This is a genomic window from Microvirga sp. RSM25, from assembly GCF_044784385.1.
GTDB lineage: Bacteria > Pseudomonadota > Alphaproteobacteria > Rhizobiales > Beijerinckiaceae > Microvirga > Microvirga tunisiensis.
On sequence record NZ_CP173039.1, the window covers coordinates 3,477,102 to 3,500,220 of the forward strand.

The 23,119-nt window shown below is 60.6% G+C and carries 19 protein-coding genes and 1 pseudogene; 10 read left to right on the plus strand and 10 right to left on the minus strand.

Features of this window, described 5'->3' with window-relative positions; translation table 11 throughout:
• Positions 1–82: 82 nt before the first annotated feature.
• Positions 83–925, plus strand: a complete 843-nt coding sequence (locus ACD578_RS16605) for an SDR family NAD(P)-dependent oxidoreductase (RefSeq protein ID WP_404286684.1) — start codon at positions 83–85, stop codon at positions 923–925.
• A 158-nt stretch (positions 926–1,083) separates the two neighbouring features.
• Here ACD578_RS16605 and ACD578_RS16610 read toward each other — a convergent pair whose 3' ends face one another.
• The 5 genes from ACD578_RS16610 to ACD578_RS16630 all read right to left on the minus strand — a co-directional run bounded on the left by ACD578_RS16610 (position 1,084) and on the right by ACD578_RS16630 (position 5,788).
• Positions 1,084–2,157 (minus strand): NAD(P)H-dependent flavin oxidoreductase, encoded by a 1,074-nt coding sequence (locus ACD578_RS16610; protein WP_404286686.1) that lies wholly within the window; start codon positions 2,155–2,157, stop codon positions 1,084–1,086.
• A 70-nt stretch (positions 2,158–2,227) separates the two neighbouring features.
• The gene (locus ACD578_RS16615) at positions 2,228–2,464 is read right to left on the minus strand and encodes a 4-oxalocrotonate tautomerase family protein (protein ID WP_404286688.1); all 237 of its coding nucleotides are present in this window, start codon (positions 2,462–2,464) and stop codon (positions 2,228–2,230) included.
• A 57-nt stretch (positions 2,465–2,521) separates the two neighbouring features.
• Entirely contained in the window at positions 2,522–3,232 is a 711-nt protein-coding gene (locus ACD578_RS16620; RefSeq protein ID WP_404286690.1) for an SDR family NAD(P)-dependent oxidoreductase, read from the minus strand.
• A 357-nt stretch (positions 3,233–3,589) separates the two neighbouring features.
• Entirely contained in the window at positions 3,590–4,510 is a 921-nt protein-coding gene (locus ACD578_RS16625; RefSeq protein WP_404286692.1) for a LysR family transcriptional regulator, read from the minus strand.
• 390 nt (positions 4,511–4,900) lie between these two features.
• Positions 4,901–5,788 (minus strand): LysR family transcriptional regulator, encoded by an 888-nt coding sequence (locus tag ACD578_RS16630; protein ID WP_404286694.1) that lies wholly within the window; start codon positions 5,786–5,788, stop codon positions 4,901–4,903.
• A 186-nt stretch (positions 5,789–5,974) separates the two neighbouring features.
• Here ACD578_RS16630 and ACD578_RS16635 point away from each other — a divergent pair, with 186 nt between their 5' ends.
• A complete protein-coding gene (locus ACD578_RS16635) occupies positions 5,975–6,577 on the plus strand; it encodes an NADPH-dependent FMN reductase (RefSeq protein ID WP_404286696.1) in 603 nt (200 codons plus the stop codon).
• A gap of 387 nt (positions 6,578–6,964) precedes the next feature.
• Here the strand turns inward: ACD578_RS16635 and ACD578_RS16640 are convergent, their stop codons facing one another.
• Positions 6,965–7,336, minus strand: a complete 372-nt coding sequence (locus tag ACD578_RS16640; protein ID WP_404286698.1) for a two-component system response regulator — start codon at positions 7,334–7,336, stop codon at positions 6,965–6,967.
• A 984-nt stretch (positions 7,337–8,320) separates the two neighbouring features.
• Here ACD578_RS16640 and ACD578_RS16645 point away from each other — a divergent pair.
• Positions 8,321–9,061: a response regulator gene (locus ACD578_RS16645; RefSeq protein WP_404293907.1), complete on the plus strand. Its 741-nt coding sequence runs from the start codon at positions 8,321–8,323 to the stop codon at positions 9,059–9,061.
• A complete protein-coding gene (locus tag ACD578_RS16650; RefSeq protein ID WP_404286700.1) occupies positions 9,058–10,377 on the plus strand; it encodes a sensor histidine kinase in 1,320 nt (439 codons plus the stop codon). The genes ACD578_RS16645 and ACD578_RS16650 overlap by 4 nt, the downstream gene beginning before the upstream one ends.
• A 480-nt stretch (positions 10,378–10,857) precedes the next feature.
• On the opposite strand, the gene ACD578_RS16655 is transcribed toward ACD578_RS16650, so the two are convergent.
• Both ACD578_RS16655 and ACD578_RS16660 read right to left on the minus strand, forming a co-directional pair.
• Complete coding sequence (locus ACD578_RS16655) at positions 10,858–11,247, minus strand: heme-binding protein (RefSeq protein ID WP_404286702.1); 390 nt, start codon at positions 11,245–11,247, stop codon at positions 10,858–10,860.
• Positions 11,248–11,284: 37 nt separating this feature from the next.
• A complete protein-coding gene (locus ACD578_RS16660) occupies positions 11,285–12,121 on the minus strand; it encodes an enoyl-CoA hydratase/isomerase family protein (RefSeq protein WP_404286704.1) in 837 nt (278 codons plus the stop codon).
• 940 nt (positions 12,122–13,061) lie between these two features.
• Between ACD578_RS16660 and ACD578_RS16665 the strand changes: the two genes are divergently transcribed.
• The 3 genes and pseudogenes from ACD578_RS16665 (at position 13,062) to ACD578_RS16675 (ending at position 16,348) form a co-directional block, all read left to right on the plus strand.
• A complete protein-coding gene (locus tag ACD578_RS16665; protein WP_404286706.1) occupies positions 13,062–14,816 on the plus strand; it encodes a cytochrome c biogenesis protein DipZ in 1,755 nt (584 codons plus the stop codon).
• A gap of 11 nt (positions 14,817–14,827) precedes the next feature.
• Positions 14,828–15,565 (plus strand): peptide-methionine (S)-S-oxide reductase MsrA, encoded by a 738-nt coding sequence (gene msrA / locus ACD578_RS16670; RefSeq protein ID WP_404286708.1) that lies wholly within the window; start codon positions 14,828–14,830, stop codon positions 15,563–15,565.
• Between the two features lie 334 nt (positions 15,566–15,899).
• Positions 15,900–16,348: pseudogene (locus ACD578_RS16675) on the plus strand (DUF6130 family protein).
• Between the two features lie 133 nt (positions 16,349–16,481).
• On the opposite strand, the gene ACD578_RS16680 reads toward ACD578_RS16675, so the two are convergent.
• The gene (locus ACD578_RS16680; protein WP_404286710.1) at positions 16,482–17,501 is read right to left on the minus strand and encodes a purine-nucleoside phosphorylase; all 1,020 of its coding nucleotides are present in this window, start codon (positions 17,499–17,501) and stop codon (positions 16,482–16,484) included.
• Between the two features lie 462 nt (positions 17,502–17,963).
• Positions 17,964–18,380: an organic hydroperoxide resistance protein gene (locus ACD578_RS16685; protein ID WP_404286712.1), complete on the minus strand. Its 417-nt coding sequence runs from the start codon at positions 18,378–18,380 to the stop codon at positions 17,964–17,966.
• A 349-nt stretch (positions 18,381–18,729) separates the two neighbouring features.
• Here ACD578_RS16685 and ACD578_RS16690 point away from each other — a divergent pair, with 349 nt between their 5' ends.
• From ACD578_RS16690 to ACD578_RS16700, 3 genes are all read left to right on the plus strand, one after another.
• Positions 18,730–19,782 (plus strand): alpha/beta fold hydrolase, encoded by a 1,053-nt coding sequence (locus ACD578_RS16690; protein ID WP_404286714.1) that lies wholly within the window; start codon positions 18,730–18,732, stop codon positions 19,780–19,782.
• A 209-nt stretch (positions 19,783–19,991) separates the two neighbouring features.
• Positions 19,992–20,609: a PAS domain-containing protein gene (locus ACD578_RS16695; RefSeq protein WP_404293909.1), complete on the plus strand. Its 618-nt coding sequence runs from the start codon at positions 19,992–19,994 to the stop codon at positions 20,607–20,609.
• A gap of 342 nt (positions 20,610–20,951) precedes the next feature.
• A complete protein-coding gene (locus tag ACD578_RS16700; RefSeq protein WP_404286716.1) occupies positions 20,952–22,244 on the plus strand; it encodes an epoxide hydrolase family protein in 1,293 nt (430 codons plus the stop codon).
• The last annotated feature ends 875 nt before the right edge of the window (positions 22,245–23,119 follow it).

Genomic DNA, 23,119 nt, shown 5'->3' on the forward strand with positions numbered 1-23,119 from the left:
AAAATCGGCACGAATGCTTACTGATAGTCGATACGAGTCCGAGCAATCTCTGCCTTGACTACGAACCAATGGGAGACCACACATGAGCACATTGATCGCGCAGGGCACTGCCCTGATCACCGGCGCCTCGTCCGGCATTGGCGCCATCTATGCCGATCGCCTGGCCCGGCGTGGCCACGACCTGATCCTAGTGGCGCGCAACCAGAGCCGTCTCGAGGAGCTTGCGGCCCGGCTGCGAGGCGAGACTGGCCGCTCGGTCGAGATCGTGTCGGCTGATCTGAACAACGATGCCGATCTGCATCGGGTCGAAACGATCCTGCGGACGAACAGCACAATCGCAATGCTCGTGAACAACGCCGGCGTTGGCGGGGCGGCCCCGCTCCTGGCCTCCGATGTCGACGCGATGGACCGGATGATCCGGCTGAACGTCCTGGCGTTGACCCGCCTGACGTACGCAGCCGTACCGGCCTTTGTGGCACGCGGCGGCGGTACGATCATCAACATTGCGTCCATCGTGGCCATCTCGCCGGAAACCCTCAATGGGGTCTATGGCGGATCCAAGGCTTTCGTCCTGGCCTTCAGCCAGTCGCTCCAGCACGAACTGGCGGACAAGGCCGTGCGGATCCAAGCGGTTCTGCCCGGCGCGACCGCCACGGAGTTCTGGGATATCGCCGGACTGCCGGTGAGCAATCTCCCTGCGGAGATCGTGATGTCGGCGCAGGATGTGGTCGACGCTGCGCTCGCAGGCTTGGACCAGGGCGAGACGGTCACCATCCCCTCGCTTGAGAGCAAGGCCGAGTGGGACGCCTATGACGCGGCGCGCCGGGAGATGGCTGGCAGGCTCTCAAGAACCAAACCTGCCACCCGGTACAACGTCGTGGCCGTAAAGGCGGATCGAGCGTCCCGGGAGCCAACCCGGGTCTAGTGCCCGCTTGGCCATCGCGGAGCGCAAAGAGTCCGGATCCCTTCTGGATGGCAGAGCGTCTACCTGTTCGGCCTCCTTGCGGTGCCATTCGCCCAGCATTGACGGCTCGGCGGCTCGATCAAGCCGCCGGTGCTTCAAGCGGCTTCCAAGCAGGCAGATCAGATCACCTTCATTTCGGCCGCGAGGGTTGTCACGAGGTTTGCCGCTGGCAGGACGCGCGCGAGCGGTGCTCCCTGACCCGCCCACTGAGCCCCAAAGCCCGGCTCGCCTGCCGACTTGCCGGCACCATTGAGGGCCTTCCCGGCATCGTATGCAATGGGATAAGCGGGGATCTCATGAGCGGGAATGACCTGTCCGAGTGCGGTGAAGCGATTGGAAAGGCACCGCGCCGGTCGGCCCGAAATGGCTCGGGTCATCACCGTGTGATGGGCCGCATCGCTGGCTAAGGTTGCTCTGTAGCCTGCGTCGGCCAGCGATTCCGGGCACGCGACAAAGGCCGTGCCGAGTTGAGCCGCAGCAGCTCCGAGACGCAGGGTGGCCGACACGCCAGCGCCATCCATAATGCCACCGGCAGCAATCACCGGCACATCGAGCTGACGCACCAGCAGGCGCGTCAGTGCCATTGTGCCGAGCCTGTCGTCGGGAGCGTCAGGATCAAAGACGCCCCGATGGCCGCCTGCCTCGTAGCCCTGCGCCACCACGGCATGAACGCCGGCCCTCACGAGCATGCGGGCCTCGTCAACGCTGGTCGCCGAGCCGAGGAGGACGATATCGGCATCTCGCAGGGCTCGCACCCGATCCGGCGGCGGAGCGCCGAAGTGGAAGCTCACGACCTTGGGTTTGTCGGCCAAGAGTGTGGCCAGCATGTCATCGTCCTCGACGAAGCTCTTGTAGATTTCCGTCAGGGCCGTCGGAGGCTCGGCACCAAGGCGATTGAATTCGGGACGCAGCCGCTCGATCCAGGCGGCTTCGACGGCAGGATTCGACTTCGCGGGCTGATGGCAGAAGACATTGACATTGAATGGACCGCTGGAGCGTTCGCGGACCTCTGCCATCATCTGCCGGGCACCCGCGGCGTTCGTGGCCCCAATCCCGATCGAACCCAGCGCACCGGCGTTTGCGACGGCAGCAGCCATGGCCGGAGACGACACACCGGCCATCGGCGCCTGGATGATCGGCACCTCAATACCAAGCAGTTCGAGCAGCGTCTGGGGTGAGGCTGAGGATGGCATAGTGGCACTCCCGTCCGGTTGACTGCAAAGCCTTCACCCGCGAAGGCGAACTTCGCCGAATCGCTGCATCTTACTCCGCCGCGCCCCTCCTTCGCTTGCGAAACTCCAGAACCGGCAGCCCGCCCCAACCCCAGTTATCGGTCTCCACCTCCTCGATAACCACAAACGTGGAGTCGAGAGGCTTGTTCAGGACATTAAGCAGCACCTCGCTCACCCCCTTGATCAGAGCGGCCTTCTCCTCGGCGGTCACGGCATTCGCGCCGGGCTTGGTACCCTCGCGGGTGACCTGAATCGTTACGATCGGCATTGTCGTTCTCCTTGTAAATGCCCGGAGCGGAGCCAGAGTCCCCGCTCCGGTGTTGGATCAATGACCAGCGCTCTGGCCGCCATCGACGTGGAGTATTTCGCCCGTTACGAAGCCGGCGGTCTCAAGATAGAGGACCGCCTCGACGATGTCGGACACCTCGCCCATATGCCCGACGGGGTGCAGAGGCCCGAAGGCTGCGTGGGTCTCGACCGGGTGCATTGAGGACTTGATGATGCCTGGCGAGACGGCATTCACGCGGATGCCACGCTTTGCATACTCAATGGCGAGGGACTTGGTCGCCGCATTGAGGCCGCCCTTCGTCAGCGAGGCGAGCACCGATGGCACGCCGTCGATCGCGTGATCGACGAGACTCGTTGTGATCTGTACAATATGACCACTGCCCTGTTTCTCCATCTCGGCGAGAGCAAGCTGGGTGATGTGGAAGAAGCCGGCGGTGTTGGTTCGCAGAACCGCCGTGAAGTCGGCTTCGGTATACTGGGTGAAAGGCTTGGCGATGAAAATGCCAGCGTTGTTGACCAGTGTGTCGATGCGCCCGAAACGAGCCACGCCTTCGGTGATTGCCCGCTCTGCCGTCTCCCGGTCGCCGATGTCGCCGGGGATGACGAGAACGTCGGGGTTGTTCGATGGCTTGACGGACCGTGCTGTTGCGATCACCCGGTAGTTGCGATCAAGATAGCCGTTGACGAGAGCAGCGCCGATGCCTTGTGACGCGCCCGTGATGATAGCGACTTTTCTATCGATGCTCATAGTAAGTTCCTTAGCTTTTCGTGAAAGGGATGCTGCTACCCATCGGGCCACCAGCGTCGTGGGCATAGAAATAGCTTCGCGCAATGCGCGTGCGAATAGCCGCTCATCGGGAGACACTCTTTCACGCCGCGATTGAGTGCAGACGGTCGCGGCGCGGGATGATTGCTCGCAGCTCGCCTCATCGACTTCAGTCCGATCCCGCGCCATGACCAGCAGATTGGGCGGGTCGCAACCTTTGCCATAACCGAACAAGCAGGAAAAATGGGAGGAGCGCTTGTCGCCAACGCGCTCTATGGGGTCGCACGTCGGTAGATTGAAACCCTGTTGGCCCTTCGCAGCAAGAGGGCCGCCACCCGCTCACACGACGTCGCGGCTCGTGGCTGCGAAATGACTGCGGAGCCGCGGAAGCGCCATGTCGACAAACGCGCGGACCTTCGGCACTGTAAGACGTCCGTGCGGCGCAATCAGATGCACAGGCAAGGGCGGTGGCTCATGGTCCTTGAGAACGATCTCCAATGACCCATCGCGGACCTCCTGTGGGAGGTGGTAAGAGAGCACGCGTGTCACTCCCCGACCGTTCACGGCAGAGACGATAGCTCCCCGGATACTGTTGACGATGAGCCGCGGCGTAAAATTCACCATATGCGGCACGGACGATCCATTGACTGGTGGAAAGCTCCACGAGTCGATCCCAAGGTCTGCAAATGTGATGATCTGATGCTTTGCCAAATCCGCCGGCTCTGTGATGCGGGGATTTTGCGCGAGATACCTTGGCGCCGCCGCCACGACCCGGCGAACCTCGCCGACCCGGGTCGCTACCAGGCTCGAGTCGGAAAGATGCGCGATGCGCAGGGCAACGTCGATGCCCTCATCGATGAGGTTGACGAACCGATCCAAAAGGTACAATCGCACCGACACCCCTGGATAAGCATCCAGGAAGGCGTCAATGATCGGGGACAAGATCGTTTCGCCGGCAAAGGCCGTGGCGGTCACAGTCAGCGTCCCACGCGGCGCCGAACGCTCACCGGCCGCCATGATGTCGGCTTCCTCAAGATCGATGAGCACGCGCCGGCACGCGGCAGCATAACGCTCGCCTGCCTCGCTCAGTTTGATCGAGCGCGTCGTTCGATGCAGGAGTTCCGTGCCGACATGCTCCTCCAGAAAGGCAATGGCCCGGCTGACTGCGGCTGGCGAGCGACGGAGTTTGCGGCCGGCCCCGGCGAGGCTGCCCTCATCCAGCGCCGTGACGAAGACTTTCATGGCATCGAGGCGGTCCACGTCGTCGTCCTTCCTCAATCCTTTCGAGCAGAGGAACAATCTCGCTTAAATCATAGACATTCATCCTCGATACGGCAATTCCCAGAACTCGCCGCAGAGACAGTTCCACGGTGAATAGCAGCATGGCTAGCCGAAAGACCCTTTGTGCCACCCTCTCTTGAAGATCGCGCGGGCCCGGGCACTAGGCGAGGTATTGCAGGAGCACAGCAGGATCAGCAAGCGGACGACATGACCGATTGTAATCATCCGGGTCTGTGGCGACTTAGATCGAACGGAGGTAGCGTTCGGTCTGCGATGGAATCTGACGAAGTGCCCCTGTTGCAATGCTGCCGTGTGTCAATGTTCCCCCAGGAAGAGATGGTCGCATCACCACCCTGTGAGCGCAGTCGCCTAGGGTTTGGCAAACCGCTCGACCAACCACTGACCGGCCGGACCAGGTGGGGTATCGGTCTTGTAGGCGATCTGGAGAGGATACTCACCACCTCGATAATCCGGCAAATCGAGTGGCGAGAGGCGCCCGGCTTCGATGTCAGTCCGCACCATCGGCTCAGGCATGCCGCCCCACCCAAGGCCGGCCAGCAGCAATGCACGCTTGGTGGGAAGGTCCCCAACCCGCCATACATCCCCCGCCACGACTCCATAAGTCCGCCTGTCGATCTCTACAGGCTCGGAAAGAACAATCTGAAGATGGTCGCGGGCAGCTCCTACCTTGGAGCGGCCCGCCAGCGCTAGCGGATGATCCGGCCGGGCCACGGGAATGATCGGTACGCCTCCAATCTGGATAAGCGTTAGACCGCTGCCATTCATGTGCAGCGGACTGCCAATACCTATACCGCAAGAACCGCTGCGAATGAGGCGCTCGACCTCGCCCATGGCTGCCGTGCACAATCGCAGGGGCACCGTCGGGAAAACAGTATGGAACACCCTGAGAATTGCCGTCAGATGGTCCGTGGGAACCATCTGGTCAATGACCAAGGACACCTCTGCCTCCAACCTTTCGAGCAGTCCCCGCACCCGGGCGCGCAGCCTGTCCACATCGTGCGTGATCAAGCGCGCTTCTGCCACGACAGCCTCACCCGCCGGCGTCAACTTCGGCTTACGGGTGCCTCCGCGATCGAACAGCGCGACGCCGAGCTGATGCTCGAGAGTATCAATGGCATAGCTGATGGCGGATGTCGCACGGTTCAAACGTCTTGCCGCCGCCGCAAAGCTGCCGGTCTCAGCCACAGTCAACAGGACCTGAAGTTGGTCGAAGCTGAGGGCCGGCGCGATGGACATATCGAAATTCCTGAATGAACTTCTCGGATTTATCCAACTTCCGATAGCATACATCACCAATTAAGTAACTACCATCCAAGCTGCCCTTGCAGCCGTTCAGGGACTATCGATCTGGTAAGCGTGCTCTTGTAAGCCGGCACATTAGTGCCGGTGGTTGCAGCGCGCGGTTTAAGAAAGAACTGACTTATGGCTACAACAAAGATCGGAATCATCATCAGCACCACCCGTGAGGGCCGCTTCGGCGATCGGCCAACGCAATGGCTCTTTGATCTCGCGACAACCCGCGGCGGGGCGGTATTCGAGGTTGTCGACCTGCGGGATTATCCACTGCCGTTCTTCAACGAACCAGCCTCGCCAGCATATGTGCCGCCTGAGAACGCAATCGCGCGGAGTTTTGGATCGAAGATCGCCGAGTTCGATGGATACATCTTCATCACGGCTGAATATAACCATGGGATCCCGGCCGTCCTGAAGAATGCGCTTGATCACGTCTATTCTCAGTTCACGCGCAAGCCAATCGCATTCATCGGCTATGGCGGTGTCGGCGCGGCGCGAGCAGTTGAACAGCTCCGTCTCGTAGCCATTGAGCTGCAGGCGGCACCGCTCAGAAATGCTGTCCACATCGGGCTAGCCGAATTCATCGGCTTACTGCAGCAGGGCAAAGCGTTCTCCGACTACCCTTACTTGGAGCAGTCGGCCAACCTGATGCTCGACGATCTGATCTGGTGGACGCGTGCACTGAAGAAGGCGCGCGAGGAAAATCTCGTAGACTCTTCGAAGGCTGCTTAACTCCTTGTTTCCGGAGCACTGTAAACCTGTATGAGAGATCTCTCCGTTAGATCTCTCGCGGGCTTCTGCCCTAGGACACTGGTTGGGTGGTGGGCCGTGGATGCTTCACTGCGGCGCACCACCAAGGTAACGGCATCGGACATTGACCACGCCACCTAGGACTCGCCCGTGCCTCGGTCTCAGGCGTTGGACCTAGCCCAAACACTGATCCATTGGACAGAGATGCCCTAGTGGTCTCTTTGACCCCTGAACTGAGGCCTCCATGTCCGGCTATGGCATTAGTCACAAGCCAACCAGCTATACCCGCAACGGGAGCGTTGTCGCACCCTAAGGGGTGCCGGCAGTGACGCTAGGGGAATGGAGTCGCTGCAATCTGCATTTCTGTAGCTATCGTTGCGAAGCCGAGGAAACGGCGCCGATGATGGCCTCGAAAGCCGTGGGGGGCATCGGCTGGGTTAGGATGATGTTGCCGCGTGATGACCCTCGGGCTTCGGAGCTGGATATGACAACTGCTCGGTTCCAGTGCGTCTCATGATACTCGTCGGCAAGAATCCAGCCGTCAATCAGGCCGGGCAGAGAGGCCCGCGTGTAGAGCCAGTCAATGGGGTGCTCTCGATCACGGAGCACCACGAAGGCCCGCTCTCCAGTTTCTGCGGTGATGACTTCATGGCCTTGGTCGCGCAGGCAATGTGCGAGCCTTTTCCGGAAGTCTGGGTTATCATCCACGATGAGAATTCGTTGTGGACTACCGATGCTCATGCTGTTTCTCCGCAATCATTCAGTGCTAACTTGGGTGCATCGAAGCCGCTCCCTTGGCATACCACTGGCCGGGACCTTCATTCTCCGGGGTGGCTCGCTTTCGACCTGGCGCTCGTCGTTTGGTGCGTAATCAGGCTGATATTCCGCCAAGCCAGTCGATCGCGATCACGCCTCAAAGCTCAAGCACGCTCCCCGGGAATGAATGCATTTCGGGTTTTCATCATCGCCCGAATATCGCGCTTCTTAGCAATCCCCTGTTCCGATCAACCAGCGCAGGAGCAACTTAGTGGCGGTGGGCCCGTCCAAGAATGCCTGACGCTGGCACGAGACTCTTACGGAATGAGGAATAATCGCAGACTGCACTGTCTTCGGTGATCCGGGCCTCCCGGCGGTTTTTGCCCAGGCACTCATGCTCCTGCACGGAGACGAGAGGCTGCGATCGCAGACGGATAAGCCGAGGATTTTGCTTCTGGCGACTGCATCTTTGCACTCCTTCGCTAATGGGAACACTGAATGCCGACGCTCAGGCCTTTAGGGGAACAGCACTATGGTCTAGGATCGTTCGTGACCCAATTCTGCACCGCGTGCCTTACGAGGAGCAGCCGGACGTTTCGGGCAAACGGTCATGGGATTCACCGATATCGCTTCTGTCCTCGTCGGAGGCGGACGGAAACAGTTTGGGGATGCTATGGACGCTGACGACTGGAAGAGCTTCATCACTGTCGACCGGCACATATTCGCTGGCCGGAGCCCCCCATCCGCTCAGAAGTCTCTCAAGGCTGGGCTGATGCCGAACTTTCGGATGTCTCATGAGGGTGGACTACCGATACCACTGGTAGAGGCAGAGAGTTGACGAGAACTTTGTCAGCCTCTGTAGTACTCAAGTGGGCAGATACATAGTGATACAAATCTCCCATGGCTGGTAGGTTTGCGGTATCGACCGACCTGATATGGAAAGATGGGCTCAATACAAGGGTGACGGGTATGGAGGGTGTAGACCACATTCTGATCGTTGATGATGATCGAGAGATCCGGGAGCTGGTTTCCGGTTATCTGAAGAAGAATGGCCTGCGGGTGACCGTCGCTGCCGATGGGCGGCAAATGCGGTCATTTCTCGAGTCCAACCGGGCCGACCTAATCGTCCTCGATGTGATGATGCCGGGCGATGATGGGCTCGTGCTCTGCCGTGAGCTCCGGGCGGGCAAGCACAAATCCACACCGATCCTGATGCTCACTGCCCGGAGCGATGAGACGGACAGGATCGTCGGCCTAGAGATGGGAGCTGACGACTATCTGATCAAACCCTTTGCCGCACGCGAACTGCTCGCCAGGATAAAGGCGGTCCTCCGCCGCACGCGCATGCTGCCGCCCAACCTGCAGGTGACAGAAGTTGGGCAGCTGCTGACTTTTGGCGCGTGGCAACTCGATACGACGATGAGGCATCTTCTTGACCAGGATGGAACCGTGGTTGCCCTGAGCGGTGCTGAATACCGCCTACTTCGCGTTTTCCTCGATCATCCACAACGGGTCCTCTCTCGCGATCAACTCCTCAATCTGACCCAGGGGCGAGAGTCCGAGCTGTTCGACCGCTCAATCGACCTGCTCGTCAGCCGGCTGCGGCAGCGCCTGCGGGACGATGCACGCGAGCCGGCCTACATCAAGACCGTTCGTGCCGAAGGCTATGTCCTCGCGATGCCGGTTGAGATCACCACGGCCCGGCCATGAACTCAATCGGCTGGCTTCGCAGACTGCTTCATCCTCCGCGGACTTTGCGGTGGCGGCTGTTTCTGATCCTCTTCGCCGGACTGGCGGCTGCGCACGCCCTTTCCTTCGGGGTCCTGTTTCTCGAGCGCTACATGACCGCCAAGACGATGATGCTCGGCAATCTGGAAAAGGACGTCGGCACCTCGATCGCCCTACTTGATCGCCTCCCCGCAGATGAACGCCAACAATGGATCACGATGCTGGAGCGGGGGAACTACCGGTATGAACTCGGTCCAGGTCTTCCTGGCCTTCCCGAGCTCAGCGCTCTGGGCACCGAGATTGCCGAAACCATCAATGAGGCGGCGGGAAAGCGCTTTCCGGTTACGGTTGAAACCATCCCCGGCAGCCCACAGCGTTTACAGGCCCATGTGACGCTCAGCGACCAGACCCAAGTCACGATCGACCTGAGGCCAAGGGTTATGCCACTGGCAGCATGGCTCCCCTATGTTCTGATCGCACAGCTCCTGCTCCTCATCCTTTGCACCGGGCTCGCGGTGCGTCTGGCAATCAGCCCCCTTCTGAGGCTCGCCAATGCCGCCGAGGCCTTGGATCCCGGCAAGACGGCGGATCGGCTGGAGGAGACCGGCCCGAAGGAAGTTGCCTATGCCGCGACGGCGTTCAACACCATGCGGGACCGCATTGCCCATTACCTGGAAGAGCGCGTGCAGATCCTTGCAGCCATCTCCCACGATCTTCAGACGCCCATTACGCGCATGAAATTGCGTGCCGAGATGGCGGAGGACGGTCCGGAGAAGGACAAGCTGATCAGCGATCTTTCGGAAATCGAACGGCTCGTGCGCGAGGGCGTCACCTATGCCAGAACCGCCCACGGCACTGTCGAGAAGCCGGCCCGCATTGACATTGGGTCTTTCGTGGAAAGCATCGTCTTTGATTATCAGGACACCGGAAAGGCTGTGACAGCTCTAAAGACGATTGACGCTGTCGTGGTAACACGACCTCATGCGCTCCGGCGCATCGTGACGAACCTCATCGACAACGCCCTCAAGTTCGCTGGGGAAGCAGAAGTCATCGTCCGGAGAACCCCTGAGGGGCGGACCTGCATCACCGTGAGCGATCACGGGCCTGGCATCCCGGAAGACCAGCTCGAGTTTGTCCTGCAGCCCTTCTATCGTCTCGAACAGTCCCGCAACCGCAATACCGGTGGAACCGGCCTCGGTCTGGCCATCGCGCACCAGCTGACATTGGCCATCGGCGGCTCGCTTCATCTCAGGAACAGGTCCGAAGGAGGACTTGCCGCGGAGATAGTCCTCGGATGACCCATGTATCGGGCACCGGCAGAACATTAAGGGCACTCAGCAACGACCTTTGTCATTGTCAGGATTGTTTGGTAGCGCAACGTTGTTGGGATAAGGTGCGTCGCGCGATTGAGTTCATTAGAGCTGCAATGATCCCGGCCGCACGAGGCTTGAGCCGGTTCGGGATCAGCCGCGAATTGTGCCTGGCGGCCCCACAAGCAGCGTGGTCATCGCATCAGCTGCAGCTCCAAACGGGCGATTGCGTGAGAGCCGCTCATCTGCGTTCATGTGCCTAATCATCCCGTCAATGGCTGATCGCCGTCTCAGCTCGCGCTCCATCGTAGGCGTGGGGTCGCCGCGGTGACCGACGATGAACACCTGCCTCCGTTGAGTGGTGTTTGGGGTGTCAGGTGTGCTGAGACGAGGCCCTTCGGAATCGCGGCCAGCGCGCTGAGCTCCGGCTAGTCCGCCGACCGCGATCCCATTTTGGAGCTTTCGACCCTAGCGGAGCGCCGCCTCGACGATGGTGACGTCCTCCTCGGCCGTGCCGCCGCTGATGCCGATGCCCGCGTAGATCTCACCGTCTTCGGCGAGTGGGATGCCGCCGCCCATTGGACAAAAGCGTCCGCCAGCTACCGAGGGGAGCACGTAGAGCGATTGGCCCGGCTGCACGAGAGCGAGTAGGTCGGCCGTACGCATCCCTACCAAGGCAGAGGTATAGGCTTTCCGTTCGGAGATCTCGAGCGCGAAGAGCGGCGCGCCGTTCATGCGGTGTTGCAGCACCAGGTTACCGTGCACGTCGACAATGCAGACCGCCACAGGTACTTTGGCGTTCGTCGCCTCGGTCTCGACGCGCTCAGCCAGAGCCTTCGCCTTCGTGGGCAGATCCATCTGTTGCTCCTTCTAATAGCGGCGAGTCGCGCGACGATTAGCGCCGCAACTCGCCCAGGTAGTGGCCGAGTCGCGTCTCGACGTCGCCGGGCTTCTGAAACCCCTGCGCGGTGAGCGCCCTGATCCCCTCCTGCGCGGCCGGCCGGCCGAGAGAGGCTACGCAGGCGTCCCAGCCAGCGCCAAGTTCGACATCCGGCGGCAGGCTCGTGTTGACCAAACGTTTGGTCTGGGCAATCGCCCACTTGTCAAACCTGGAGATCCGCGTCGCCAGCGCGTCGACATAGGTGTCGAGGTCGGCGTCTGGGAGTGCCCGATTGATGTAGCCCCAAGCCTCAGCCTGATCCGCTGGGATATCGTCGGAGCTAAGCAGGACCTCCAGGGCACGGTTGCGCCCGATCTGGCCCGGTAGCCGCGCCATGGGGCCGCCGCCGGCCACCATGCCGACGCCGACTTCCCATTGGGAGATAACAGCTTTCTCGCGGCTGGCGAAGGTCATGTCGCAGGACAGCAGGATCTCGCTGCCGTTGCCTGTCGCGCGACCTCGGATCTGGGCAATCGAGCAGACCGATGCTCGGGTCAGGCGCACCAGGAAGTCGGGCCACGGCGGCAGGCCAGTCGGACCGTTGGGCAAGGAGGTCATATCTTCCAACCGGCCGGTAAAATCGGAGTGGTTGAGGAAGAATCCGTCGACCGCGCTATCGAACACCACGACGCGCACATCGTCGTCCGCCTCGATGGTCTCTATCAACGTCTGGAACTGACGGACCATATCTGGGCCCATGACGTTGAGCGGCGGATTGTCGAACGTGATGCGCCAGTAAGCGGGGGTACGGCGGGTCAGTCGGATCTGAGTTGGGGTTGTCTTGGCGTCCACGCGAGCCTCCTTTGGCGAGTGGTCGGACTCCTAGAAGGTGTCTCGGGTGCCCTGAGGCTTCTATTGAACGATGGTATCGCCGACACCAAAGTGTGGACCTGGCGCTCACAGCCTCTAGGTCTTTCCAGGATCTTTCCCATCCGTTTTTCGCTGCTCATTTTTCAGCAAGGACGACACGTCGCCCCAAGCGCCGAAGCTGTGTGCCGGAAAGTCAGGACGGTTGGATTTCGTGCTTCGCCCTCCAGGCCGCTGATATAAGGCCGGTCGACAGCCATCCGCACTGTGAGCTCTGCTCGCGATATGCCCGTAGCCGTACCGTAACGTCGCAGGTCCTTTGACATCCAGCGAGTACGGTCGGATTGTGCACCTTGATGCGACGCATTGTAGGGCACATCTGAAAGCGAAAGGCTATGTGCTTGCGGCGCCTACTTTTTGGAATGGATGCTCGTCTCAGACGCACCTTTTGGTACAGACGAATAGCTCGGATCTGAAGGGGCCATATGAGTGAGCCGATTTTTTTGGGGAAGCTAGTTTGGAGCACCAGTGCCGCCACTGCGAAGCCGATTACCGATGAACACTTGGGCGCCTCATTGAACGAACAACCCAAGGCGCTTGTCTCTTCGGCACTGCGGAGGCCGTCTCTACCCACTTGTGAGACCATAATAGCGGCTGCCACATGAAAGTGCGGAACGCGCAATTGTCATGCCGATCCTGACAGGCTCTGGTGCAGCCACGGGCACTCTTGCGGCTGATTGGTCGATTGTACCGGCTGCCATCAACAGTTCGCGCTCAATGCACTGATGGGCTGCTTCCCCTACATTTGGTTACATTTCTGCCCGGCCAGAAAACATTCTGGATACTTTGTGGTGATCACATGCTCATGGAGTTCCGATAACGGCCAAATCAATGGACGGCATTGATTGCGCTAAGGGGATCAGCCATGACCGTGTTTGTAGTATCCTATCTGGCGGGAGTGCTGACCATTGTCAGCCCCTGTATTCTTCCAATACTCCCATTCGTCTTTTCCCGGACTGGCCAGCCCTTCGTGCGCGGCGTTCTGCCGATGGTGATCGGCATGGCGGCTACCTTCGCTGGGGTTGCGACGCTCGCTGCCGTGGGCGGAAGCTGGGCGGTGCACGCCAACGAGATCGGACGCTCCACTGCCATTGCGCTGCTGGCGGTGTTCGGCCTGACGCTGATCTCGTCCCGGGCCGCGGCCATCCTAACCCGCCCGATCGTCGCCCTCGGCGGACGGCTCGCTGGTACAGGAGCCCCAGACAAGCCGAGCGTCGGCGGATCGCTTCTGCTCGGTGCGGCGACGGGCCTGCTGTGGGCGCCCTGCGCTGGTCCGGTCTTGGGATTGGTTCTGACGGGCGCCGCGCTCCAGGGTGCCAATCCGCAGACCTCCTTGCTCTTGGCAGCCTACGCCGCCGGCGCGGCGACATCCCTGGCTCTGGCCGTCCTGGCAGGGGGACGGGTGTTCGCAGCGATGAAGCGCTCACTCGGGCTCGGCCATCGCATACGCCAAGGCATGGGAGCCGCCGTTCTTGCAGGTGTTGCGACCATCACCCTTGGCCTCGACACCGGCCTTCTGGCGCGCCTGTCCTATGCGAGCACAGTCGGAATCGAACAATCCCTGCTGAACCGGGTTCATGACAACTTCAACGCCGCTTCGACGAGCATGCAACTGGCCGCACACGATGCTCGCCAGAGCTACCGCAGCAGCCTGCCGATCGAGGGAACATTCCCGTCGCTCGATGGTGCCGTTCAGTGGCTGAATTCCGCTCCCCTGACGGCCGAACAACTGCGCGGCAAGGTCGTTCTCGTCGACTTCTGGACGTATTCCTGCATCAACTGCGTCCGGACAGTCCCCTACGTGCGGGCCTGGGCCCAAAAGTACAAGGATCAGGGTCTGGTCGTAATTGGCGTCCATACCCCCGAGTTCGCGTTCGAGAAGAAGATCGACAATGTGAAGCGCGCGATCCAGAACTTCGGGATCACCTACCCGGTAGCGGTCGACAACGACTTCAAGATCTGGCGCGCGTTTGGGAACAGCTATTGGCCTGCCCACTATTTTATCGATATGGACGGGCGGATCAGGCACCATCACTTCGGTGAGGGTGACTACGAGGAATCCGAGCAGGTCATCCAGGAGTTGCTGGCCGAGGCAAAAGGCGACCGCAGAACCGATGGCGGCTTCGTGACCCCGGACGCGCAGGGCGCGGAAGCCGCTCCGGACCTTGCCCGGGCGAGATCCGGCGAGACCTATGTCGGCTACCAGCGAGCCTCCGGTTTTGCCTCGCCTGACCCGATCGGAGCCGATGAGGCGCGCGACTACACGGTGGGCCGGTTGCGGCTCAACCAGTGGGGTCTCAGCGGAAACTGGACGGTGGGAGCCGAGCAGGCTCTGCTCAACCAGGCCGGAGGGGCAATCTCCTACAGGTTCCAGGCAAGAGACTTGCATCTCGTTCTCGGCTCCGGCTGGGATGGTAAGCCGGTGCGGTTCCAGGTGACTATCGATGGCAAAGCCCCGGGAGCGAGCCGTGGCGCCGACATTGACGCCGGCGGCAACGGGACAGTCACTGAAACCCGGCTGTACCAATTGGTTCGCCAGGAAGGTGACGTACGTGAGCGTACCTTCGAGGTCCGGTTCCTCGACGCCGGCGTCGAGGCTTACGTGTTCACGTTCGGCTAAGGAGAAACGCAATGTTGATTGATGATCGGCATCCTCTCAGACCTCGCCGGAGAAAAGGCAACGCGGTTGTGATCGGCGCAGTGCTCGGACTTCTCGGCTTTGCCATTGCCGGCCAATTGCCGTCGGCCGCGGAGGCTCCCCGCCTGGTGCCAGCTGCCCTGGTCGACGTGCCGAAGGAGAGCGGCTTGCAGACGGCGGTGCTTGCCGGAGGTTGCTTCTGGGGCATCCAGGGTGTGTTTCAGCATGTCCAGGGCGTCGTCAGCGCAACAGCCGGATATGCCGGAGGAAGTGCCGAGACTGCCACCTACGAGCAGACGGAAACCGGCCTGACCGGCCACGCTGAAGCGGTTCGTGTCGTGTTCGATCCTCAGACGATCAGCTATGGAACGCTGCTTCGCATCTTCTTCTCGGCCGCCCACGATCCCACACAGCTCGACCGTCAAGGGCCAGACATGGGTCCGCAGTATCGCTCCGCGATCTTTGCTGTCGACGAGCAGCAGGCGAAAGTCGCAAACGGGTACATCCAGCAATTGGACGAGGCCACGGCGTTCAAGTCAGCGATTGCAACGACGGTTGAGCTCGGGAAAACCTTCTATGAAGCGGAGGGCTATCACCAGGACTACATGCACAACAATCCCGAGCAGCCTTACATCGCCGTCCATGAGCGGCCGAAGATCGAAGCTCTGAGGCGTTTATTCCCCAACTTCTACCAAGCGCAACCCGTACTGGATGCGAAGACTGCAGGCTGATCCAAGTGCGGTTGAGGGATTGGCGATCATGGCCCCTCCCCGCCACAAGCATGGGACTGTGCATGGCATTCGGGAGAGCGGCGCTGCAGCTTGGTGCAGCGATATGGGTCGGGAGAATGCGGACAGCCCTTCTTCTACATGGCGATACAATTTGCGAGCAACCGAACACATTCGGAATACGAACGGGCGTCAGGATTAACCTGACGATCCGAGAGCAACGGCGCGCCGCGGCTATTCGGTTCCCTCCGATTGCTCCAATGGGCATGCCCGTCGAGGGCCGTCCCATAAGTCAACATAAACTCCTATAGGACCCAACCGGGAGACTGCAATGACCATGCTCATCAAGACGCTCGCCACGGCCGCCGCCGCCGTGCTCGCCACAGGCGCTCTCGCCCACAGCACCGGCAATGCTGACAGTCCGCCCGTGTTCTTCCCCATCAAGGACGAGCCTACACCCAAGCTGGTGGTCGATTCCCCGCTTCCTGGGCCGCTGGCCCGGGGCGCCGCCCTCATCCCGTAACGAACGGAGAACTTCCGCATCCTGCCGGTGTTCGGGGAGGCTGCCAGCCAAGCCTCTCCACGGGTTAGGCACCTGCATGTCACGGTTGACGACTCGCCCTGGCGCTGGGCGGACACGGGGAGTGGGATCAATACGATCGTTGTGGTTGGGCTGCCGCCCGCCCACACAAAGTGAAGCTCGAGTTGGCCAGCCCCGAGCACCAGATCTTCACCGGGCAGACGGTGACGTTCACCGTGCCTGAGACTGTGTCTCACAGGCACTAAGGGGTGCGAAACCTACGCATAAGAGCTTTGGCGTGAGGGCGTCCGAGGGAGCCCTCACCAAGCAACACATTATCTTCTCTGAGGCGCCTCGGCCTCATGGCTTCTTACTGGGGATGGAACTCGATGCAGCCTCTTACTGCCGTGGCAGCGGGGGAACACCGGGCTTCCACTCGGACCAATGAGACACAATGTGATCGACCATCCGGCTGCCGATCACCGCGATGTTGTCGACGGTCTCGGCAAAGCCACCGGCCGTCTGGCCCGGAGCTGGATCGAGATGCTGGAGGGTCGTCTCGTTCGGATTGCCCTGATCGAAGTTCACGGCACCTCGCAAGCTCATGAGCCTTTGGTCTCCCAGCGTCCGCTGAACCACCTGAGCGATGCCGGCTGCCTCCATCTCGGTGATGAGATAGTCGTCGGCCCCATAAAGCTTGGCAATGTACTGCGCCTGGGCGGACATGCCTGGGCCATGGAAGAAGGTGTCGCCGGTCATGTGGGTGCCGGTTTTTACCGCCGGAGCCCGCCGAGCGGCCTCCTGCGGGTAGCGCAGGCGATAGGATCGGGCTGACTCCGAGTCCTTCAGGTTTGTCTGACCTGTGAGGTGCATCGCCCAGCCAACGAGATTGGGATTGAGCGGGAATAGCCGGGCCTTCTCATAGCCTTTACGAGGCATGAAGGTTGGGGCGCCTGGCTCCCCCTCCTCCGGTGCCCAGCGGTGGCCGAGATCGTAGTCGACGAGCCAGGTCGCCCAGCTGACGTCCGCAATGGTTCCGCGCTCGGGCGGGGTGCCCGCGACACCACTGACGATGACATAGGCTTCCGACATGTCGAATTGCGAGTTCAGGATGACTGCCTGAAGCGATGACGATGACGCAACCTTACCCATCCCAAGCACGGATCCACACACGCCGTCCGCGTTGCAATACACCGGGTTGAGGGCCCCTTTGACAGAAATTGGCGCACTTTGGCTGAAGTAGCGCTCGTACCAGTGCTGGAACTCACCAGCACGATCGCCGGTGTTCTGACCGATTTCGAACATTGCTCCGATGAAGACCTTTACCTTTACAGGCTCGTCAGCCGAGGCCGGCGATGCGACCGCAAGTGTGAGCGAAAGGGCTGCGGCGGCAATTTGGGCGTGTTTGCGAAATGGCACTAGGAAACTCCTTATACGGTGAGCCTCACGGATACGCTCTTCCCCATCCTGAGGCCAATAGAGGAGCGCGCATCTCTCCAATCGTTGACTATAGAACGGCGGCGTTTCTGCGAGGCATCCTCCCAGAGCATTGTGTTCAGACGACCAAGCATGCTTCCTGTTCTGCCGCTTGGAGACGCGACAAGGACGAGATCCTGTCCGCATTGTTCAAGTGATACTCGCTGTGCCGAACGCCCAGCAGAAGGCAGCGCTGACCAGAGGAGATCACTTCGCGAACAGAGCGACAATCGCGGGCAATTCCTGCGGGTTAGTATCCCAGGCACATGGCGCCACGGCAAGCGCCAGCGCGACTATTGTTGCAACGAGAATGCGCATTGAGCTTCCCTTCTTCGGTGGCTCTGGCTCGGCAGCTGGGAGCCGCGTTTGGGGACAGTCCGGGGTGGCACCCAAACGCGGGGTGACCTAGGCGAGCATGATCGTGACGTTAATGTTGCCCCGCGTCGCCTTAGAGTACGGGCACGTCTGGTGGGCTTCATCGACCAGGGATTGTGCTGTTGCGGCATCGATGCCAGGCAGGCTCACGTTGAGGCGGGCCTGGAGCAAATAGGCATCGCCGGTCTTTCCCAGGTCAACCTCCGCGTCAACTGCGTGGTCCTTGGGAAGAGCGATCTTCCTTTTGGCGGCCGCGAGGCCGATCGCGCCGATGAAGCAGGCCGACCACCCGGCGGCAAACAATTGCTCCGGATTGGTGCCGCCTCCCGCGCTGCCGGGAGAGGACAGCTTGATGTCAAGGCGGCCGTCGTCGCTTCGGGATGCACCGTCGCGTCCGCCGGATGTGTGCGTCTTCCCGGTATAGAGAACCTTGTCGATTGTTGTCATGGTATCGGCTCCTTGCTGCAACGCTGATGATCGTGTTGTCAGCGGAGGCACGAGATGCCCGATCCCCGTGTCCGGCATGTTTTCAGTCCGGCCGGAAATGTATGCGAGAGTTGCTTTCAGCGCGCCTGATACATAATGCTACAAAACTGTTCACTCACAGGGATAGCACCACGCGCTCTCACCACGGACTATGATCCGACACGCTGGTGCGAAAGGCATATCTCCGTATTTCAGTGTATCTACGTGGCTGGTTGTTACACGACTTTTCAAAAATGCCCGATGCGGACACAGCAGAGATACATTCATATCGCCTCCTGCAGCTGTGACAATTCAGCCAGGGAAGAGAGCGATGATAGAGGAGATCAATACTTACCGACGGCGCCTGGTGGGAGCGGCCGCACTGTCCGTTGCCGCGGCTCAGCTCGGCGTGGTGGGTGCCGCACGTGCCCAATCGGGCCACCAGGTGCCGTCCCGCCTTCCGGCGGTCTCACCGGGCACCCATACATCATTTGCCTCGCTCAAGCAGGTTAACGCAGGCGTCCTGAATGTCGGCTATGCCGAGGTTGGCCCCGCTGATGGCAAACCAGTCATCCTCCTGCACGGCTGGCCTTACGATATCCATACCTACGTGGATGTGGCGCCGCTGCTCGCCGAGGCTGGTTATCGGGTGATCGTTCCCTATCTGCGCGGGTACGGGATGACCCGCTTCCTGTCCGACGATACGCCCCGGAACGGCCAGCAGTCGGCGATCGCTGCCGATGTCATCGCCCTGATGGACGCCCTCAGGATCGAGAAAGCCGTTATCGCCGGCTGCGACTGGGGTGCCCGGACCGCCAACATCCTGGCGGCGCTCTGGCCGGAACGCGTGAAGGCCATGGTCTCGGTAAGCGGTTACCTGATCGGCAGCCAAGAGCTCAACAAGATGCCCTTGCCGCCCAAGGCCGAACTGCAGTGGTGGTATCAGTACTACTTCGCGACGGAACGCGGCCGCGTCGGATACGAGAAATACCGGCGCGACTTCGCCAAGCTGATCTGGGAGCTCGCTTCGCCGAAGTGGAACTTCGACGATGCCACCTTCAACCGCAGCGCGGCGGCCTTCGACAATCCGGATCACGTCGCGATCGCGGTCCACAATTACCGCTGGCGGCTCGGACTGGTGGAAGGCGAGGCCAAATATGATGACCTCGAGACGCGGCTCGCCGCGTTCCCGATAATCAGCGTCCCGACCATCACCCTGGAAGGAGATGCCAATGGCGCACCCCACCCAGACCCAGCCGCTTATGCCAAGAAGTTCTCCGGCAAGTATGAGCATCGGCTCATCACCGGCGGGATCGGCCACAACTTGCCGCAAGAGGCGCCACAGGCCTTCGCTCGTGCTGTGGTGGACGTCGATCATGCCTGATCGACGGGCTGCAATCCCTCCGGGGAAGCGACCCGTGGGAGTTGGCAGCGATCAAAAAGAAATATGGTATCATTAGTATGATCATTGGCAAAACATGGGGGCATTGTCCGCATCCGCTGATAGAATTGGCACTAAGGCACCATGGACGTTTCCTCCGGCTCGGCCCAAACTCGCCCACACGCGGTTAGCGTGAAAGGACGGCAACGAGGATCGATCTTGGTCGCGTTTTCTCAACGCTTCCCGGACTGGTTTGGGTCACATCGCCCGACGGACGCATCGACTTCGTCAATCGGGAGTGGACGAAGTTTACCGGTCTCGGCTGGAACGAGGTCAGCGGCAGCGAGTGGTGGGCTGTCGTTCACTCGGACGACCTGCCGGACCCGCTCGATCGCTGGCGGGCCATGTCGGCGTCCGAAAGGCCGTGGGAGATCGACGTGCGCGTGCGCCGTTTCGATGGCGTCCATCGACGCTTCCGTATTCAGGGCAGCCCAATATTCGGCGACGCTGGGCTGCTTGAAGGGTGGTGCGGCGTCGGCATGGACGTGGAGGATTTCGGCCACGCTGCAACGGTCCGGCATAAGCAGGAATTCGACGTTCAAGCCATCGTTGACACCATTCCGATTCCGGTCCTCCTGACTACGCCGGAGGGCGAAATAGAGCACCTCAACCACCCGGGCCTCGACTTTTTCGGCAGCTCACTCATGGAGCCAAAGAGCTGGATGGATCCTGATGTATTGCATCCCGATGACCTCGCGAGGGTAAGCGCCACGCAGGCTGAGGCCCTCAGGAACGCGCTCCCACAGCGGCAAGGGTCGTGCCTTTCCTGAACTTTTCAGCCGGGAGGTGAACAATGGAGTCTTCGACCTCATCGCGTCAGAGCTGCCCGGAAGCAAGTATAAGCATGTTTTTTCTTCTCCCATGTTAAGAGCGATAGGAGGCCATCAGTAGAGAACTGCTGATCCGAGGTCGTTCCTAGCATGCCGACGATAAGTTTGTTCGACCCTGCCGTCTATTGTGCCTTGGTGTGGGTCCATTGCCAGGATCAACGCCGAAACGTGCATGCCCAATACAAACGTGTCGCCGATACCATCGTACAATCGATTTTACCTGTACTCCCTGCCGATGTGTAAGCCGTGTCCGCTCAGCGCGGAAAGATAGTGGAGGACATCATGCCAGAGTTTGTACGTACTCCCACGCGACGCGAGTTGCTTGTTTCCACTGCGGCCGCTGGTGCCGTCAGCCTGATCCCCGGGACGCTACGCGCAGCGGCCGCAGATGCATCCATTCGCCCCTTCCGCATCCACGTGCCAGAAGAGGCACTCGTCGACATGCACAAGCGCATTGTCGCAACGCGCTGGCCGGATCGCGAGACTGTTAGAGACCGCACTCAGGGCGCCCAACTATCCAAGCTTAAGCCACTCATGGAGCATTGGGGAAAGGCCTACAACTGGCGAAAGATCGAGGCGAAGCTGAACGCAATGCCTCAGTTCATTACCGAGATCGACGGGCTGGATATCCAGTTCGCGCACATCCGCTCGCCACACAACGGCGCCATGCCAATGCTCATGACGCACGGTTGGCCGGGCTCAATCATCGAACTCCTCAAGGTGATTGACCCACTCACCAACCCGACCGCACATGGCGGTACTGCCGAGGACGCCTTCCACTTGGTGCTTCCAACAATGCCCGGCTATGGCTTCTCGGGCAAGCCAACAATGACAGGCTGGAATCCAGCTCACATGGCGAGCGCATTTCACGAACTAATGCGCCGCGTCGGCTACTCTCGCTATGTTTCCCAAGGTGGCGACTGGGGCGCGATCATCTCACAGCTGCTTGCAGTTCGGGCTCCTGACGGGCTCATCGGCATCCACGTCAACATGCCGGGAACAGTGCCACCAGACATCCTCAGGCGTCTACGGAACTTCGACCCGGCACCGGCCGAGTTGTCAGATCGTGAAAAGATTGCCTACGAGCGGCTTTTGCACTTCTACCGGGACGGCTTCGGCTATGCCGCGATGATGAACCAGAGCCCGCAGACGATCGGCTATGCGCTAGCCGATTCGCCGGTCGCAATGGCAGCGTACTATTATGACAAATTCGCAGAGTGGACCGACAGCGGAGGAGAGCCCGAAAAGGTGCTCACCCACGACGAAATGCTTGACGCCATTTCTCTCTACTGGCTAACCAACACTGGCACATCGTCGTCGCGCTCGTATTGGGAAGGTGCGCAGGCTGGCGGTGGCCCCTTCAACGCCTTCTCCATCCCGACGCTCCCGGTCGCGGTTACCGTATTTCCGGCAGAGATCTACCGTGCGCCCCGGAGTTGGGGTGAAAAGAGCTTTGGCAACCTTATCTACTGGAACGAGGTTGACAAAGGCGGTCACTTCGCAGCCTGGGAGCAGCCAGAGCTCTTTAGCGTCGAGCTCCGACAGGCGTTCCGACCGCTGCGCTCGCAGATCTGAATCGAGCGCGGCGGCTTCGCGGGTTGATCTCCTCCCAAGGTAGACCGGGTGCCGAACCCGGTCTACCGCACTTGGGCATATCGCTCGTGACCAGGGCGACTGATCCGGCCTTCATCGGATGCGTTGCAGTTACATGGATTGAGCGCGACAAACCCCATTGAAAGGGCCACTCGGCAACTAAGCCAGCCATCTGAGCAACCAGAGACTGTTATGAATGGGGGCATAGTCTGCGGTCTGTCGCAGTATAATCCAAACAAGAGCAATCATATGGAGGTCAGTAACCATCGGAGGTAAGCGCTCGTAATCGCGCAGCAGATGGGGAAAGCGTGTGCCCACTCGTCGATTCGCTCGGCCCCACATCGGTGCGGCAGCAGAACGAGCCCTCCCCGATCCAAAGCCAGGTTGCCACCTCCGGCTCGATCCCACGATTGCGTGGCCGCAGCCGCCGCTTTCACGCCTCTCTAGCCATAACCGACCTCGGCCAAATTCTCGGTGTCACCGGTAGCAATCTCAAAGGCTTGGGACAGCTGACCACCTCGGCCTGGTCATCGACGGTGATAAGTGTGACGTGAGCCGCCAAAAAATTGGCCGAGGATGTCCACGGCCATGGTCAGCTTGGCGTCTCTCTTGCGCTTGGCACCAACGCAACCCACTCGTGGGCCGCTCAACGGTGTGAAACGTAAGGTACGGCTGTCGAGCACCGCGTCCGGCGGCCCGGCGCAGCACGGCCTGCAGGCTATGCGCCAACTGCGGGAGGCAATCCCTCTTTAACCAGCACTGTGCCTGTTGATAGGTAGCCGCCTACGATGGCAGATCACTGGGCATACAGCCCCAGCGAGGTCCCGTTCTGACGATGGAGCACAGGTTATTGCCCA